General features: G+C 67.8%; 16 protein-coding genes. 11 read left to right on the top strand and 5 right to left on the bottom strand.

Annotated features, from left to right (window positions below; genetic code table 11):
• The first annotated feature begins 1 nt into the window (after nt 1).
• From VGV37_RS14765 to VGV37_RS14750, 4 genes are all read left to right on the top strand, one after another.
• Complete coding sequence (locus VGV37_RS14765; RefSeq protein ID WP_326880464.1) at nt 2-700, top strand: pyrimidine 5'-nucleotidase; 699 nt, start codon at nt 2-4, stop codon at nt 698-700.
• 62 nt (nt 701-762) lie between these two features.
• The gene (gene dapD, locus VGV37_RS14760) at nt 763-1620 is read left to right on the top strand and encodes a 2,3,4,5-tetrahydropyridine-2,6-dicarboxylate N-succinyltransferase (protein ID WP_326880463.1); all 858 of its coding nucleotides are present in this window, start codon (nt 763-765) and stop codon (nt 1618-1620) included.
• A complete protein-coding gene (dapE, locus tag VGV37_RS14755) occupies nt 1617-2771 on the top strand; it encodes a succinyl-diaminopimelate desuccinylase (RefSeq protein ID WP_326880462.1) in 1155 nt (384 codons plus the stop codon). Before dapD ends, dapE begins: the two co-directional genes overlap by 4 nt.
• Nucleotides 2768-3352 (top strand): hypothetical protein, encoded by a 585-nt coding sequence (locus VGV37_RS14750; protein WP_326880461.1) that lies wholly within the window; start codon nt 2768-2770, stop codon nt 3350-3352. Before dapE ends, VGV37_RS14750 begins: the two co-directional genes overlap by 4 nt.
• Here the strand turns inward: VGV37_RS14750 and truA are convergent.
• From truA to def, 3 genes are read right to left on the bottom strand one after another with little or no spacing between them, the layout of a single operon-like run.
• Complete coding sequence (gene truA, locus VGV37_RS14745) at nt 3296-4102, bottom strand: tRNA pseudouridine(38-40) synthase TruA (RefSeq protein WP_326880460.1); 807 nt, start codon at nt 4100-4102, stop codon at nt 3296-3298. The two genes, VGV37_RS14750 and truA, sit on opposite strands and share 57 nt — an antisense overlap.
• A complete protein-coding gene (gene fmt / locus VGV37_RS14740; protein ID WP_326880459.1) occupies nt 4084-5028 on the bottom strand; it encodes a methionyl-tRNA formyltransferase in 945 nt (314 codons plus the stop codon). The genes truA and fmt overlap by 19 nt, the downstream gene beginning before the upstream one ends.
• Before the next feature lie 10 nt (nt 5029-5038).
• Nucleotides 5039-5563 carry a peptide deformylase gene (def, locus tag VGV37_RS14735; protein ID WP_326880458.1) on the bottom strand — a complete coding sequence of 175 codons (525 nt, stop codon included), beginning with the start codon at nt 5561-5563 and terminating at the stop codon, nt 5039-5041.
• Nucleotides 5564-5705: 142 nt separating this feature from the next.
• Between def and VGV37_RS14730 the strand changes: the two genes are divergently transcribed.
• From VGV37_RS14730 to VGV37_RS14715, 4 genes are all read left to right on the top strand, one after another.
• A complete protein-coding gene (locus tag VGV37_RS14730) occupies nt 5706-7100 on the top strand; it encodes a DNA recombination protein RmuC (protein ID WP_326880457.1) in 1395 nt (464 codons plus the stop codon).
• The gene (locus tag VGV37_RS14725) at nt 7097-7561 is read left to right on the top strand and encodes a PaaI family thioesterase (RefSeq protein ID WP_326880456.1); all 465 of its coding nucleotides are present in this window, start codon (nt 7097-7099) and stop codon (nt 7559-7561) included. Before VGV37_RS14730 ends, VGV37_RS14725 begins: the two co-directional genes overlap by 4 nt.
• Before the next feature lie 226 nt (nt 7562-7787).
• A complete protein-coding gene (locus VGV37_RS14720) occupies nt 7788-9029 on the top strand; it encodes a pentapeptide repeat-containing protein (protein ID WP_326880455.1) in 1242 nt (413 codons plus the stop codon).
• A gap of 99 nt (nt 9030-9128) precedes the next feature.
• Nucleotides 9129-10382, top strand: a complete 1254-nt coding sequence (locus VGV37_RS14715) for a pentapeptide repeat-containing protein (RefSeq protein ID WP_326880454.1) — start codon at nt 9129-9131, stop codon at nt 10380-10382.
• Here the strand turns inward: VGV37_RS14715 and VGV37_RS14710 are convergent.
• Nucleotides 10339-11643 (bottom strand): MFS transporter, encoded by a 1305-nt coding sequence (locus tag VGV37_RS14710; protein WP_326880453.1) that lies wholly within the window; start codon nt 11641-11643, stop codon nt 10339-10341. The two genes, VGV37_RS14715 and VGV37_RS14710, sit on opposite strands and share 44 nt — an antisense overlap.
• A 122-nt stretch (nt 11644-11765) precedes the next feature.
• Here VGV37_RS14710 and VGV37_RS14705 point away from each other — a divergent pair, with 122 nt between their 5' ends.
• The 3 genes from VGV37_RS14705 (at nt 11766) to VGV37_RS14695 (ending at nt 14837) form a co-directional block, all read left to right on the top strand.
• Complete coding sequence (locus tag VGV37_RS14705; protein ID WP_326880452.1) at nt 11766-12677, top strand: LysR substrate-binding domain-containing protein; 912 nt, start codon at nt 11766-11768, stop codon at nt 12675-12677.
• A gap of 74 nt (nt 12678-12751) precedes the next feature.
• Nucleotides 12752-13618, top strand: coding sequence for a DUF4743 domain-containing protein (locus VGV37_RS14700; protein WP_326880451.1), 867 nt, complete (start codon nt 12752-12754; stop codon nt 13616-13618).
• Between the two features lie 445 nt (nt 13619-14063).
• Nucleotides 14064-14837 carry a hypothetical protein gene (locus VGV37_RS14695; RefSeq protein ID WP_326880450.1) on the top strand — a complete coding sequence of 258 codons (774 nt, stop codon included), beginning with the start codon at nt 14064-14066 and terminating at the stop codon, nt 14835-14837.
• Nucleotides 14838-14864: 27 nt separating this feature from the next.
• Here the strand turns inward: VGV37_RS14695 and recR are convergent, their stop codons facing one another.
• Nucleotides 14865-15458 (bottom strand): recombination mediator RecR, encoded by a 594-nt coding sequence (recR, locus tag VGV37_RS14690; protein ID WP_326880449.1) that lies wholly within the window; start codon nt 15456-15458, stop codon nt 14865-14867.
• Between the last annotated feature and the right edge of the window lie 3 nt (nt 15459-15461).

Below are 15461 nucleotides of genomic sequence, written 5' to 3'. Positions count from 1 at the left end.
GATGCCGTTACCTCCCCATGAAATCGAGACCTGGGTGTTCGACCTCGACAACACGCTCTATCCGGCTGGATCGAACCTGTTCCAGCAGATCTCGACCCGCATGGGCGAATACATCATGCGCCTGCTCGACCTCGACGCGGATGCCGCGCGCGTGGTGCAAAAGCGCCTGTTCACGACCTACGGCACCACGATGCGCGGGTTGATGACGGAGCATGCGATCGACCCGCACGGCTTCATGGCCCATGTCCACGATATCGACCTTTCCATGATCGAGCCGGCGCCGGCGCTCGACCGGGCGCTGGACGGCCTGTCCGGCCGCAAGCTCGTCTTCACCAACGGCTCGGTCCGCCATGCCGAGCGGGTGCTCGAACGGCTGGGCATCGCCCGGCATTTCGAGGTGCTGTTCGACATCGCGGCAGCGGAATTCATGCCCAAGCCGGACCTGACGGGCTATCGCAAGCTGGTCGAGCATCACGGCGTCGTGCCGGAGCGATCAGCGATGGTCGAAGACATGGCGCGCAACCTGGAGCCGGCGGCGGCACTCGGCATGCTGACGCTGTGGGTGCGCGCGCCGCTCGATTGGCAGAAGGAGGGCGCCGAGCAGCCCTACGTGCATTATCAGACCGACGACCTGACCCAATGGCTCGCAACCCACGGCCGTGGGCAAGGTCTGGGCGGGGCTGCGTCGCCGCCGGGTTGACAGGGTCGCCGACCGGCCGCCATGGTTTCCGCCTCCCTTCGAAACAGCCAAGATTGCCCGCCATGACCACGCTTTCGCTCGAAGCCGCCATCGATGCCGCCTGGGAAGCCCGCGACACGATTTCGCCCGCCACGACGGGCGACGTCGCCGATGGGATCCGCAAGGCGCTCGACCTGCTCGACAGCGGCGCCGCGCGCGTCGCCGAGCCGGTCGAAGGCGGCTGGAAGGTCAATCAGTGGCTGAAAAAGGCGGTGCTGCTGTCGTTCCGCCTGTCGGCCAACGTGATCATGCCGGGCGGTGCCAGCGACCCGACATTGGGCGAGGGCGTCTGGTGGGACAAAGTACCTTCGAAATTCGCCGGCTGGAGCGCCCAGCGTTTCCAGGCCGCGGGCTTCCGCTGCGTGCCCGGCTCGGTCGTGCGCCAGTCGGCCTATATCGCACCGAACGTCATCCTGATGCCCAGCTTCGTCAATGTCGGCGCCTATGTCGGCAGCGGCACCATGGTCGACACCTGGGCGACCGTCGGCTCCTGCGCCCAGGTCGGCAAGAACGTGCACCTGTCGGGTGGCGTGGGCCTGGGCGGCGTGCTGGAGCCGCTGCAGGCCGATCCGGTCATCATCGAGGATGATTGCTTCATCGGCGCGCGCAGCGAGGTGGTCGAGGGCGTGCGGGTCGAACAGGGCTCGGTTCTGTCCATGGGCGTGTTCATCAGCGCGTCCACCAAGATCATCGACCGCACGACCGGCGAGATATTCATCGGTCGCGTCCCGGCTTATTCCGTCGTGGTGCCCGGCTCGATTCCCGGCAAGGCCCTGCCGGACGGCTCGCCGGGCCCGAACCTCAGCTGCGCGGTGATCGTGAAGCGGGTCGATGCCCAGACCCGCTCGAAGACTTCGATCAACGAGCTGCTGCGCGCATGAATGCTGCGCTCGATCCGGTCGGCCTCGCTGCCGACCTGATCCGTCGGCCGAGCGTCACGCCGGCCGACGCGGGCGCGCTCGACGTGCTGGCCGGGGCACTCGAAACCGTCGGCTTCACCTGCACCCGGTTGCCTTTCACCGAGGCAGGCACGCCCGACATCGCGAACCTGTTCGCCAGGATCGGCACCGGCGGCCGGCATTTCTGCTTCGCCGGACACACCGACGTGGTGCCGGCCGGCGATGCCGCGTCGTGGAGCGTCGACCCGTTCGGCGGCATCGTGCGCGATGGCTGGCTGCTGGGGCGCGGTGCCGCCGACATGAAAGGGGCGATCGCCTGCTTCGCCGCCGCCGCCGCCCGGTTCGTGGCGGCGCGCGGCCCCGATTTCGGCGGAACGATCAGCCTGCTGATCACCGGCGACGAAGAGGGGCCCGCGATCAACGGCACGGTCAAGATGCTGGATTGGCTGGCGGCGCAAGGCCATAAGCTCGATGCCTGCGTGGTCGGCGAGCCGACCAATGCCCGCGCGCTGGGCGACATGATCAAGGTCGGCCGGCGCGGCAGCCTGACCGGCCATCTGACGGTTCATGGCGTCGGCGGCCATACCGCCTATCCCCACCTGGCCGACAATGCGGCCCACCGCCTCGTCGCGATGCTGACCGCGCTCACTGCCCAGCCGCTCGACGGCGGCACCGGGCATTTCCAGGCCTCGACCCTGCAGATCTCGACGATCGACGTCGGCAATCCCGCGACCAACGTCATCCCGGCCACGGCGCGCGCCAGCTTCAACATCCGTTTCAACGACATCTGGAGCGGGGCGGGGCTGGAGAACTGGCTGTGCCAGACCCTGGACGGTGTCGGCGGACGATATGAACTCGACGTCCGGGTCAGCGGCGAATCTTTCCTGACGCCGCCGGGCGCCATCGCCGAACTGATCGCCGACGCGGCCGAGGCGGAGACCGGGCGCCGGCCCGAATTCAGCACGACCGGCGGCACGTCCGACGCGCGATTCATCAACCGCTTCTGTGCCGTCGCCGAGTTCGGGCTGGTCGGCCTGACCATGCACAAGGCCGACGAAGCCGTGCCCACGGCGGACATCGAGGCCCTGACGCGCATCTACCTGGGCGTGCTCGAGAGATTTTTCGCGGCATGAGCCCAACCGAAGGTGGGCCGATCCCGTCCGAGGCGGCCAGGTCGCTTGTCGGCGCGCTGCGGTTCTGCCGATTCGACCGCACCGCCGCCTCGGCGTTCGATCCGTCGCCTGCGGCGGCGCTGCGGTCCTTCTGGGCGGCGTTCTACGGCCTGCCATTCTATGCCGTCGCGCTGGCGCTCGGCCTGTGGCACTCGCCCCATCGGCCGGACGACCTTTGGCTCTATGCGCTGGTCCAGGTAATCGCCTATGTCGCGCACACGGCGGCTTTCCCGCTGGGCGTGCTGGGGCTGGCGCGCCTGCTCGGCCATGTCGCGCAATGGCCGCTGTTCGTCACCGCGCAGAACTGGTTCGGCCTGCCGCAGGTCGTGGCGCTGCTGGTCTGCGTGACGTTGGATCAGACCGGCGTGCTCGGTCCGGTCGGCCTGGCCCTGCTGTTGGCCGTTCAGCTCTATTCCTTTGCGGTCGAAGGCTTCATTTCCTGGGCGACCCTCGGCGTCAAGCCGCTGGCCGCCTTCGCGATCGTGCTACTCGACATCGTCATCGGCTTCGGCATCGACGAACTGACCGCCGGCCTGTTCTAGCAGGGCCTCGTCGGGATAGTGCACGGCGGTCAGGTAGAGCCCGTCCGGCGGCGCCGTCGGGCCGGCCGCGGCCCGGTCGCGCGCGTCGAGCGCCCGCTTGACCTCGTCCGGCCGCCATTGGCCGGATCCCACCAGCTTCAAGGTGCCGACGATGTTGCGGACCTGGTGGTGCAGGAACGACCGTGCCTCCGGCACGACGTGGATCTCCTCGCCGACCCGGGTGATCGTCAGGCGATCGAGCGTCTTCACCGGCGAACGCGCCTGGCACATGGTGGCTCGGAAACTGGTGAAGTCGTGGTGGCCGACCAGATGGGCGGCGCCCTCGATCATGGCATCGAGGTCCAGGGCGACCGGCACGTGCCAGACGTGATTGCGCTCGATCGCGGGCGGCGCCCGGCGATTGAGGATCCGATAGACATAGGCGCGGTGGATGGCCGACAGGCGGGCGTGGAAATGATCCGATGCCAGCTCGACCGCCAGCACGCAAACGGCGGCCGGCTTCATATGATAGTTGAGCGCGCCCTGGATCTCGCCGGCGCGATAGGGACGGTCGAGGTCGACATGGGCGACCTGGCCGGTCGCATGGACGCCGGCATCGGTCCGCCCCGCCCCCTGGACGAAGCATCGCTGCCCGGTGAGGCGTTCGACCGCCGTCTCCAGGATCTCTTGCACCGAGGGGCCGTTCGGCTGGCGCTGCCAGCCGACCAGGCCCGTGCCGTCGTACTCGATCGTCAGTTTGTAGCGGGGCACGGCAGGATGACGCCTGGATCGATCTTGGTGCCGTTCAAGAAGGCGCGCCGCTCGACCGGCGCCTTGCCTGGTCGCTGCAGCAGGGTCGGCCGCAGCACGCCCGTGCCGCAGGCGATGCCAAAGTCGCCGTCGAGGATCATCCCCGGAACTCCCCGGCCGTCTTCCACCCGGGCCGCCAGCAGCTTGATCCGCTCGCCCTGGTGTTCGAACCACACGCCGGGCCAGGGATTGAGCGCGCGGACCTTGAGATCCAGCACCCCTGCATCCTCGCGGAAGTCGAGCGCGCTTTCCTCGCGGGACAGTTTCGCGGCATAGGTCACACCGACCTCCGGCTGGGGCTCGGGCACCAGCGTTCCGGCGGCGATGCCGTCGAGCGCCGGCAGGATCAGCTCCGCGCCGAGCGCGGCCAGCGTATCGTGCAGGCTCTGCGCGGTCGCATCCGGGCCGATCGGCACGATGCCCTTCAGCAGCATGGCGCCAGTGTCGAGGCCGACATCCATCTGCATGATGGTGATGCCGGTCTCCGCATCGCCGGCCATCAGCGCGCGCTGGACCGGCGCGGCACCCCGCCAGCGAGGCAGGATCGAGCCATGGACGTTGAGGCAGCCGAGCCGGGGCGCCTCCAGGATCGCGCGCGGCAGAATCAGGCCATAGGCCGCGACGACGGCGGCATCGAGGCCGAGCGCCGCGAAGGCGGCTTTCTCTTCCTCCGGCTTCAGCGAAACCGGATGGCGGACCGGCAGGCCCAGCGCTTCGGCACGCGCCTGGACCGGCGAGGGCTGGGTCTTGTGGCCGCGCCCGGTCGGGCGCGGCGGCTGGCTATAGACCGCCCGGATGTCATGGCCGGCCGCGACCAGCGCGTCCAGCACGGGGACTGCGAAATCCGGTGTGCCCATGAAGGCGAGGCGCAGGCGCGGCTGGGCCATGGCGGCGATGCTATTCGCCGTCTTCGGCCCGCTGCTTCTTCAGCTTGACCAGCTTCTTCAAGATCATGTTGCGCTTCAGCGCCGAGATATGGTCGACGAACAGGATACCGTCGAGATGGTCGATCTCGTGCTGGATGCAGGTCGCGAGCAGGCCGTCGGCCTCGATCTCCTGCTTGGCGCCGTCGCGGTCGAGATAGCGCACGCGCACTTCGGCCGGCCGGGTGATGTCGGCGTAATGCTCCGGCAGCGACAGGCAGCCCTCGTTGTAGACCGACTGCTCCGGCGAGGCCCAGACCACTTCCGGATTGGCCATGCCCATCGGCTTCGGCGGCTCGCCCTCGCGTGCGACGTCGAGCACGACCACGCGCTTCAGCACGCCGACCTGGTTGGCGGCGAGACCGATACCGGGGGCGGCGTACATCGTCTCCAGCATGTCGTCCATCAGGTGCCGGATCGAGTCGTCCACGGTCTCGACCGGCTTCGCCCTGGTCTTGAGTACGGGATCGGGGGCAAGGACGATGGGCAGCTTGGCCATGAGGTGTCGGACTCGTCGGGATTGCTCGGTTTCTGACCGCAGAGGTATGGCTTTCGGGTCTTTTGGTCAAGCTACGGCTGTCGCCCCGACCTGCACGGCTGCTATCGTCCGGCCTCGGAACGGCGGGTGGGATGACGGGACGATGGATGGACTGACGGTTGCGATCGCCGCGGTCGCCGGATTGGCGCTGGGCTTCCTTGCGGCGCAGTGGCGGGCCGGCCGGACGCGCGCGGCACTGGAAGCGGCGGTCGGCGAGGCGCGGGCCACGGCCGAGATCGCGGAAAGCCGCCGGCTCGACATGCAGGCCGTCCTCGACCTGTCCCGCCAGACCGAAGCGCAGGCGCGGGCCGAGGGCGCCCGGGCCGCGACCGACGCCGCGCTGGCCCGGCAGCAGGCCGAGGCGGTGCGGCTGCAGATGGCCGACTGGGAAAAGACCAAGGTCGAGTTCCTGGAGACGACCAAGGCCGGCGTGTTCCAGACCGCCCAGCATATTTCGAGCAAACTGTTGGAGGATCACAAGCGCGAGACGGCGGAGTCCAAGGTCGCCGCCCAGAAGCTGCTGGCCGAGACGACGGCGGCGCTCAAACTCGAGGTCCAGGTGCTGACCGACGGCGTTTCGCAGCTGAAGGGTCAGGTGACCGAGAAGGCGCAGATGATCGACACGATCCAGCGCGCGCTGTCCAGCCCGGGTGGCGCCGGCTATTTCGCCGAGATCGGGCTCGCCAATACGCTGAAATCCTTCGGTCTCGAGCAGGGCAGGGACTTCGTCCTGCAACAGACGATCTATGGCGCCGAGGCCGAGGGCAGGCTGCGGCCGGACGCGATCGTGTTCCTGCCGGGCGATGCGGTGCTGGTGATCGATTCCAAGGCGTCGAAGCATCTGCTCGACCTAGCCGAGGCGGAGGGCACGGCCGGCGAGGCACTGGCCTACCAGAGCCTCGCCAAGACGATGAACCAGCACCTGAGGGACTTGGCGACCAAGGATTATCGCGGCGCCGTGCAGTCGGGCTTCCGCAAGTCCGGACGAGACGGCGACGTCAGCCGGGTCTTGTCGGTCATGTACCTGCCGAACGAGGCGGCGATCGAGAAGCTGGGCCGGGCCGACGCGGATTTCGCGCGCAAGGCCGCCGACGTGCAGATCATTCCGGCCGGTCCGGCGGGGCTCGCCTGCATCATCGGTTTCGCCGCCGTCGAGATCAGCCTGATGCGTCAGATTGAGAATCAGGCGCGCATCGTGGGTGCCGCGGAGAAACTGCTGGAAAGCCTGTCGGTCGCGGTCAGCCACGCGGCCTCGGTCGGGCGCGGCATCAAGCAGGCGGCGGAAGGGTTCGCCAAGCTGACCGGCACCCTCAACGGCCGCCTGCTGCCCCGCGCGCGGCAGATGCAGCAACTGGGCCTCCGGCCCGGCAAGCCGGTGCCGGGCAACCTCGGCGCCTATCAGGTGATCGACGCCGGTGCCGAAAGCCTGATCGAAGGCGAGGCGCTGGATCTGGCCGAGGATTTGGCCCCTATCGGATTGCCCGGGAGCGACACGTGACCGAACGCAAGAATTTCACGGCCAGCGATCCGGGTTTCGCAGCGCGCGTCGCCGCGAGCTTCGCCCGCCAGGGCATCATGACGTCGCTGGGCGCGCGACTGACCCGGATCGAGCCCGGCCTGTGCGAGATCCAATTGCCCTACCGCCCGGAACTCAGCCAGCAGCACGGCTTCTTCCATGCGGGCGTCACCAGCACGATCGCCGATTCCGCCGGCGGCTATGCCGGCTTCACCCTGTTCCCCGCCGACAGCGACGTGCTGACGGTCGAATTCAAGATCAACCTGCTGGCCCCGGCCGACGGCGATCTGCTGATCGCGACCGGCCGTGTCATCCGGTCCGGCCGCACGCTGACGGTGTGCGAACTCGAGGTCGAGGTCGAGAAGGCCGGCCGCCGCACCGCTTGCGCCCACGGTCTGCAGACCTTGATCACGATCGTGAACCGCTCGTCTTCACAAAACTGAAAAGATTCAATGCGGTCGGTATTTGATCGAGGTTGGATCGATAAAGTATTTGATTGTCGATCGTAAATACCGGAAATTTTCCAGGCACTTTGCTGCTCGAGTTTGCTCTGCAAGCGTCGGAGTTCATTTTGTTGGAATTTATCGAAAATTTCGTCCTATTTCCCAGGGCGCCGTCAGGCTGTGAGATTTTCGGTTTCTTCGCGGGATGCGCTCCCTTGGAGGGACGATGAAGTCCGCTGACCTTCTCCAGGCGATCTCGGAGCACCGGCTCTATCTCGATGGCAAGCCCGAAGGCCGCATCCTCAATCTCAAGGGTGCCGCCCTCGCCGGTTCGGACCTGTCCAAGCAGCGCCTGCAATTCGCCCGGCTGAGCAGCGTCGATCTCAGCCACGCGATCCTGGCGCGCAGCAGCTTCGACAATGCCGACCTGTTCGGCGCCAACCTTTCGGGCGCCAACCTGTCCCAGGCTTCGTTGGTCGGCGCGGACCTGCGCGGCGTCAACCTGCGCAAGGCCAACCTGCAAGGCGCCGATCTGGAGCGGGCCGATCTCAGCCCGGGCCAGGGCGTCGTGTTCATCAGCGGCGAGCGGCGCGTGCGCGAGACGCCGACCGATCTCACCGGCGCCAACCTGCGCGGTGCCAGGCTCGCCGGGGCCAAGGCCAGCGGGGCCGATTTCAGCTATGCCAGCATGCTGGACGCCGATCTGTCCGGTGCGCAGCTGAACAAGGCCAACCTGACCGGCGCCGACCTGATGCGGGCCAACTTCACCGGCGCCTCGTTGCGGGCCGCCCTGTTGAACAATGCCCGGGTCGAAGAGGCACGTTTCGACGGCGCCGACCTGCGGCGTGCCGAATTGCGCAATGTCGATCTCAGCAAGGCCTCCTGCCAGAACGTGGTGCTGCACGACAGCGGCCCGGCCATCGAGGACGAGGCGTTCCGGTTGCGCCTTGGCCAGCATATCGAGTGGATCGTGTCGAACGGCGCGCGCGGCAGCCGGCTCGATCTCAGCGGGGCGTCGCTCGCCGGCTTCAACTTGTCGAAGGCCGATTTGAGCGGTGCCAAATTGACCGACTGCGACCTGTCCGGCGCGGATCTGCGCGGCGCCAAGCTGTGCCTGGCCCAGCTCGACAAGGCGAGCCTGCGGGGGTGCCAATTGGCCGGCGCCGACCTGTCGGGCGCGTCGTTGGCGCGTGCCGATCTCGCCGGCGCAAAGCTGCAGAACGCCAGGCTCGGCCCCATGGCGATCCGGGGGGCGGACGGCAGGCCCAGCGGTCGGGACTGGCCGACCGATCTGCGCGGGGCGAGCCTGGTGAAAGCCGATCTCACCGGCGCGGATCTGCGTTCGGCACGGCTCGAAGGCACCGACTTCACCTCGGCCGATCTGACGACCGCCGACCTGCGCGGCAGCGACTATATGAGCGCCATCCTGGGTGGCGCCAAACTGACCGGTGCCAGCTACGATACCTGACGTGCGGGCCGCCGATCGTTTCGAAGGTGACATTGTTCACTGGCGAGACGGCGCCTCGCCTCTTACACTCCGGTTCGGACCTTAACAACGGCGGTACCTATGGTTCCGGCTGACCTCGTCCCAGCGCTTGCCGCACACCGACAGTTTCTCGAAGGGCGGCCGAACGGCCAGCGCCTGTCGATGCGGGGCGCCATGCTGACCGGGACCGATTTGGAGCGTCAACGCCTCAGCATGGCGATGCTGGCCGGCGTCGATCTCAGCCGGGCGCGCCTGTCGCGCAGTTTCCTCGATGGTGCCGACCTGTTCGGCGCCAACCTCGCCGGGGCGGACCTGGCCGACGCGTCGTTGGTCGGCGCGGATCTGCGCGGCGTCAACCTGGCCAAGGCGCGAATGCATGGCGCCAACCTGGAACGGGCGGATCTTCGTGCCGGGCAGCTGGTCGTGTGGGTCGCCACCCGCCAGGTCTCGCGCAGCCATTCGGCCGACCTCGGCGGTGCCGACCTGCAGAACGCCAAGTTCGGCGATGCTGACCTATCGTTCGCGAACCTGGCTGGTGCCAGCCTCCGCGGTGCCGATTTCCAGAACGCCACTCTGTTTGCCGCGAACCTGAACGGTGCCGACCTGAGCGGCGCCAATTTCGGGCGGGCCCGGCTCAAGGGCGCGCTGCTCAACAATTGCCGGATCGACGGGGCGGATTTTCGCGGGGCCGATCTCCGTCAGACGGAAATGCGCAATGTCGACCTGTCGCTCGCCCGCCTCGAAGGTGCCCAGGTGTCGAACGAAGGCGGCAACCTGGGCGAGCCGCTGACGGCGGATTTCCGTCAGCATCTGTCGCAGCATGCCGATTGGATCCAGACGAACGGGGCGAACGGCGTGCGGCTCGACCAGGCGAAGATGGTGCTGCACGGCAGCAACCTCGTGGGCCTCGACCTGTCGGGCGCCTGCTTCTCGCAGGCCGATCTGACCCTGGCCGATCTAGCGGACGCGAAGCTGTGCCTCGCTCAATTCGATGGCGCCCGGCTTGGCCGAACCCGTTTCACCGGCGCCGACCTGTCCGGCGCCAACCTTGCCGGCGCCGTGCTCGACCTGGCGAATTTCGCCGCGGCGAAGCTCGGCCCCATGGTGCTGCTGACGCCGGACGGCAGGCCCTCCGGCCGCGATTGGCCGGTCGATCTGCGCGGTGCGTCGTTGCGGAATGCCGACCTGCGCAGTGCCGACCTCCGGCAGGCGAAGCTCGAGGGCGCCATTCTCGACGGCGCCAACCTGGCCGGGGCCGATCTGCGCGGCGTCGACATGAAGAAAGTCAGCATCAAGGGCGCGTCGCTGACCGGGACGCTGCTGGATCCGAGCTGACGGCCGCCCCCCGGGGGAAGACCGGCAGCGCCAGCAGCGCGCATCCGCCGGCGCCGAGCCACACGACCGGCCAGGCGCTCCAGTTCAGCAGGAGCGGGATCGCGAGCGGCGTCAGGAACAGCGTCATGAAGGCGAAGCTGTTGCCGAGGGCGAGTGCCGTGCCGGCCCGGCTGGCCCCGGCCAGGGTCGCAAGCTCGGTGAAGGCGACGCCATGCCAGGCGGATGCGGTGATCCCGCCGACAACGAGCAGGCCGACGATGGCGGCAAGTGCCAGGACGGAGGGAGCGACGGCGCTGCCGACCATCGACACCACCGGCGCCAGGGCCAGGAAGATGCCGGCGCTCAACAGGCAGCAGCCGCGCATGTAGGCCCGGCGGTTGCGGTTCCGGTCGGTCCAGCGCCCGCTCCAGACCCGCATGACGCCCGCACCGACCTGCACCGTCACCAATGCGGCACTGGTCACGGCGACGCTGGCATGGCCGAAGTCATGCAGGAAGATCGTGCCAAAGGTCAGGACTGAAAGCTGTGGCACGCACAGCAGGCCGATCGCGGTGGCCACGCGCCAGACGTCCAGGTTCCGTAACGGTCCGCGCGCGGCGGCGAGGCGGCTTGCAGGGGAGGCGGGGGCGGCATCCAGCTCCGCCGGCTCGTGCAGCCAGCGGGCGGCGAACAACGTCGTGACCGCGCAGAGGATCGCCAGCACGCCATAGACAGCGACGAAGCCGTGGGTCGCGGCGAGCGAGGGCAGGATCAGCGCGCCCAGTCCGCCGCCCGCCGGAACGGCGGTTTGCCGGATACTCATGGCCAGGCCGCGCTCGCCCTCGCGAAACCAGGCCATCACCGCCCGGCCGCTCGACCCGTTCACGCTACCGCCCAGCAGGCCCACGAGCAGCATGCCGGTGGCGAGCAGGCCCAGGCCCGGCACCCGATCGGAGGTGGGGGCCGCGAACAGTGCCATCAGGGCGAGCGCCGCCGCCGTGGCCCCCAGACCCAGCAATAGCACGCGGCGATCGCCCCACCTGTCGGTCAGCAGGCCCCAGGGCAATTCGCTGACGGCGATGCCGAGACCCAGCAGGCCCATCGCCAGCCCCAGGGAGGCATTGTCGAGATGATAGTCCGACCGCATGAAGACGGCAGTGGTCGGGATGCCGGAAAAGGCGGCGGAAAAGCTCGCATTGGCAGCGACGCCGATGCCCAGCACTTTCCAACGGTGCCGGCGGTCCCGGCGCGCGCCGGCCGGGAGGGCGAGGATGGAGGACATGGTTCGGGGACTCCGTACGGGCGCGGCCGCAGCCGCCTTGATCCCGGCACCATGACGCGGCATCATCGTCCTGAATATTAGGAAGTTTTCCAAATACTGTTCGATAAATTGGGACGATTGCCATGCGGCGGACGATCTTCGATCTCGACGTGCTGCACAGCTTTGCGACGGGCATGGACCTGGGCAGCTTCGCCAAGGCCGCCGATCGGCTGGGGCGGTCGACCTCTGCCTTGAGCGCGCAGTTGCGCAAGCTCGAGGACCAGGCCGGCACGACGATCTTCCGCAAATCCGGCCGAGGTCTGGTGCTGACCGAGGCGGGCGAGACCATGCTCGCCTATGCCCGGCGCCTGCTCGACCTCAACGACGAGGCTGCGGCCGCGATCCAGGGCGTCGATCTCGCCGGCTGGGTCCGGCTGGGCCTGCAGGAGGATTTCGGCGAACTGCTGCTGCCACAGGTGCTGGGGCGCTTCACGCGCGCTCATCCCAAGGTCCGCATCGAGGCGCGGGTCGCGCGCAATGCCGAGCTTTTGGAGCGGGTCAGCGCCGGCCGGCTCGACCTGGCATTGGTCTGGGGCGACGGGACCGAGGCGCCGCACGGCGAACGGGTCGCCGAGCTGCCGATGCATTGGATCGGCCCGCAAGGGGGTTGGCCATCCCAGCCGGATCCCGAGGGCGAGCCATTGCCGCTCGTGGCGTTCGAGGCGCCCTGCTGGTTCCGCACCTGCGGCACCGGCGCGCTCGACCGGGCCGGCATGCCCTGGCGCCTGGCTTTCACCAGCCCGAACCTGGGCGGATTATGGGCGGCGACCGCGGCGGGGCTGGGTCTGACCATCCGCACCCAGATCGGCCTGCCGCCGGGCGTGCGTGCGCTGGCACCGGGCGAGGCCGGCTTGCCGCCGTTGCCGCCGCTCGCCCTCACCCTGCACCGCGCCGATGCCGAGCTGGAGCCGACCGCGGCCCGCCTGGCGGCGATCCTGCTGCAGTCGGTCCGCGAAGCGGCCGCGGCCCTGCCGGGGCTCGCGGTCGCGGCCTGATCCGTCTGCGCGGCGGTTCCGATGGGTCGAGCGTGGCTTGACCTCGTCCAGTGCCCCGATGTCTCCTCGTCGGCATGAGCTATCTGCGTCATCTCGAAGCCTGTAACCGCTTCGATCCCGACCGCTTCCTGCCGCTGCTGCTGGCCGGGCGCCGCGTCGGTTTCGTCCGCCGGGACAATGCCCGGGCGCTCGAAGCCTTTCCGCAGATCTTCCGTGTGTCGGCAGACGCGGTGACGTTCGCCGACACGATCGACGGGTCCGGGACCGCGACCGACGCCCTGGGCGAAGCGACCGATGGGCTGATCCGCTCCGGCGTCGTGAGCAAGCGGCGCCACGAGACGTTCGCGATCACCGATGGCTGGGGCGGGCCGTTGTTGTTCGAACTCGACCGGGGAATGATCGAATTCTTTGGTGTGCGGGCCCATGCCGTGCATCTCAACGGCTGGCGGCCGGGCGCCGACGGGCCGGAATTCTGGATCGCCAGGCGCGCCATGAGCAAGGCAATGGCGCCGGGCCAGCTCGACAATATGGTGGCCGGCGGTCTTGGGGCTGGTTATACCGCCTGGGAGACAGTGCTGGAAGAAGCGGGAGAGGAGGCCGGCGTGACCCGTGCGCTGGCGACCCGCGCCCATGCCGTAGGCGCCATCCGCTACCGGATCGAGCTGCCCGACGGCATGCGGGATGAAGTGCTGTTCGTTTACGACATCCAGCTGCCGACGGATTTCGTACCGCACAACACCGACGGCGAGGTCGAGGATTTCCGCCTGCTGTCGGCGCGTGAGTGCCTGCGGCTGGTGCGAGAATCCGACCGGTATAAGTACGACGTCAACCTGGTGCTGATCGATTTCGGCCTTCGCCACGGCCTGATCGTGCCGGAGGAACCGGACTATCTGGCGCTGCTCGAAGGCCTGCGCGGCAGTCTGGTGCGAGGCGGGCATTGACCGCGTCGCGAGTGGTTTGCTCCCCGTCCGCGACTTGAAAAAGTCGAAGTCAATCCGCTGAATTGAAGCGTTGCGATCGGATGCGCATGCTTGTTCAGGGAAGCAGACCGAACATGTCGAAGAGGCCTACGACCAGCAGCATCGCGAAGCCCCCGGCGGCGATGACGAGGAACTCTCCTGGCCGCGACGAGGTTCGGCCGAACGATGCGAGGGCGTCGGATTCTGAAAATTTCTTCGAGGAAACGAGACGCACGGCGCCCTCCAGGTCACTTGACTGCTGACATCCTCATCCTCTCGCAAAAACCTTAACGCCTCCTGATCCAACGAGCAGGCCCATGCGATGGGTGGTTGTGGTGATCGGGGTGACGATCGGCCTCTTTCCACGGTAAGCTGATACGCGGCGCTACCGAGGTAGGATCATGCTGCCAACCGGTGGATGCCCTTGATGAATGCTGGGGAAGCGGAGGCTGGGAATGAAGCCTGCCCGAACGATCGTCACCTTGGTGCTCCCGTGATCGCGCGATTGGTGTTGCGCCTCTGGATCCTCCTGGTCTGCGCAGGGCCGACGCTCGCGTTCGCCCAGATCGCCGAAGAACCGAAGCCGCTCCATTGGTGGGAGATCGTCAGTGGCATGCTCGCGATCCCGGTGACCTTGGTCGGCTTGGCCTATTCCTACGTGCTGATCAAGAAAACCGGCATCGAATCGCGGAAAAATGAAATCGAGATCCGGAAGATCGAATTGGAGGTCAAGGAGAAGACCCTTGCTTTGGCGGGGTCCGACAAGAGTACGGCAGCGATGCTCGCGCCGATCTCGGAGCTGGCCGATGTCTCCGTCCGGTCTCAAGCCGGCAACCTCATCGTCATCCGGTTCGTCTTCTTCCTTCTCATTCTCATCCTGATCAATTTCGCCGGCATCCTGCTGAGGCTGGTGGGCGGGCTCGTCCTGCTGTCCGTGATGGCGGTCACTCAGAACAATTTCGAAACATTGGATTCGTCTTTCGAGCGTCTGCCGGAGCCGGTCATGATCACGCTGGCGATCACTCTCCAGCACTGGCAGGACATATTTTATGCTCTCGTAACACTGTGGTTCGGGTTGCCGATCCTGCGCGATGCCGGTCGTCTCCTGGGCATCTCCGCGCCGTCTGGAGGATCGCGACCCGGCAACTGGCTGCGGGCGCTACGGCAGGCACGCCGAAACATGGGGACCCCAAGCCCATAGCTTCGCGATTTGAACGGACAGCGGGCGCTAGAACGGCCGGCGCGCCTTCAAGGCGGCGGCGAGCGTGCCCTCGTCGAGATAGTCCAATTCGCCGCCGATCGGCACGCCATGGGCGAGGCGCGAGACCTTGACGCCGGTCGCGGCCAGGCGATCGGTCAGGTAGTGCGCCGTGCTCTGGCCCTCGACGGTGGCGTTCATGGCCAGGATGACCTCGCGTACGTCGCCGGCGGCGGCGCGGTCGACCAGGGCGCCGATGGTAAGGTCCTCCGGCCTGATGCCGTCGAGCGCCGACAGGATGCCGCCCAGCACGTGGTATTTGCCGGCATAGGACGACGTGCGTTCGATCGCCCAGAGATCGGCCACGTCCTCGATGACGCAGACCAAGCCGCCATCACGGTTGGCGTCGGCGCAGATCGGGCAGGGATCGGTCGTGTCGAGGTTGCCACAGATCCTGCAAGGCAGGATGGCTTCTGCCACCTCGCCGATCGCCGCCCCCAGCGGCAGCATGAAAGCATCGCGCCGCTTCAGCATGTAGAGCACCGCGCGCCGGGCCGAGCGCGGACCCAGCCCCGGCAACTTGGCCAGGAGCTGGATCAGCCGGTCGATCTCGGCGCCGGACAAGCG

Origin of the sequence: Aliidongia sp. (assembly GCF_035943795.1) — a bacterium.
In the GTDB taxonomy this organism is placed as follows: domain Bacteria; phylum Pseudomonadota; class Alphaproteobacteria; order ATCC43930; family CGMCC-115725; genus Aliidongia.
The sequence above is the reverse complement of the archived record's forward strand: the minus strand, read 5'-3'. Positions and strand labels throughout refer to the sequence as shown.

Excerpts from the sequence above, each read along its gene's own strand:
- VGV37_RS14765 (WP_326880464.1), top strand. The coding sequence starts at position 2 with ATGCCGTTACCTCCCCATGAAATCGAGACCTGGGTGTTCGACCTCGAC.
- dapD (WP_326880463.1), top strand. The coding sequence starts at position 763 with ATGACCACGCTTTCGCTCGAAGCCGCCATCGATGCCGCCTGGGAAGCC.
- dapE (WP_326880462.1), top strand. The coding sequence starts at position 1,617 with ATGAATGCTGCGCTCGATCCGGTCGGCCTCGCTGCCGACCTGATCCGT.
- VGV37_RS14750 (WP_326880461.1), top strand. The coding sequence starts at position 2,768 with ATGAGCCCAACCGAAGGTGGGCCGATCCCGTCCGAGGCGGCCAGGTCG.
- fmt (WP_326880459.1), bottom strand. The coding sequence starts at position 5,028 with ATGGCCCAGCCGCGCCTGCGCCTCGCCTTCATGGGCACACCGGATTTC.
- def (WP_326880458.1), bottom strand. The coding sequence starts at position 5,563 with ATGGCCAAGCTGCCCATCGTCCTTGCCCCCGATCCCGTACTCAAGACC.
- VGV37_RS14730 (WP_326880457.1), top strand. The coding sequence starts at position 5,706 with ATGGATGGACTGACGGTTGCGATCGCCGCGGTCGCCGGATTGGCGCTG.
- VGV37_RS14720 (WP_326880455.1), top strand. The coding sequence starts at position 7,788 with ATGAAGTCCGCTGACCTTCTCCAGGCGATCTCGGAGCACCGGCTCTAT.
- VGV37_RS14715 (WP_326880454.1), top strand. The coding sequence starts at position 9,129 with ATGGTTCCGGCTGACCTCGTCCCAGCGCTTGCCGCACACCGACAGTTT.
- VGV37_RS14710 (WP_326880453.1), bottom strand. The coding sequence starts at position 11,643 with ATGTCCTCCATCCTCGCCCTCCCGGCCGGCGCGCGCCGGGACCGCCGG.
- VGV37_RS14705 (WP_326880452.1), top strand. The coding sequence starts at position 11,766 with ATGCGGCGGACGATCTTCGATCTCGACGTGCTGCACAGCTTTGCGACG.
- VGV37_RS14700 (WP_326880451.1), top strand. The coding sequence starts at position 12,752 with ATGAGCTATCTGCGTCATCTCGAAGCCTGTAACCGCTTCGATCCCGAC.
- VGV37_RS14695 (WP_326880450.1), top strand. The coding sequence starts at position 14,064 with ATGAATGCTGGGGAAGCGGAGGCTGGGAATGAAGCCTGCCCGAACGAT.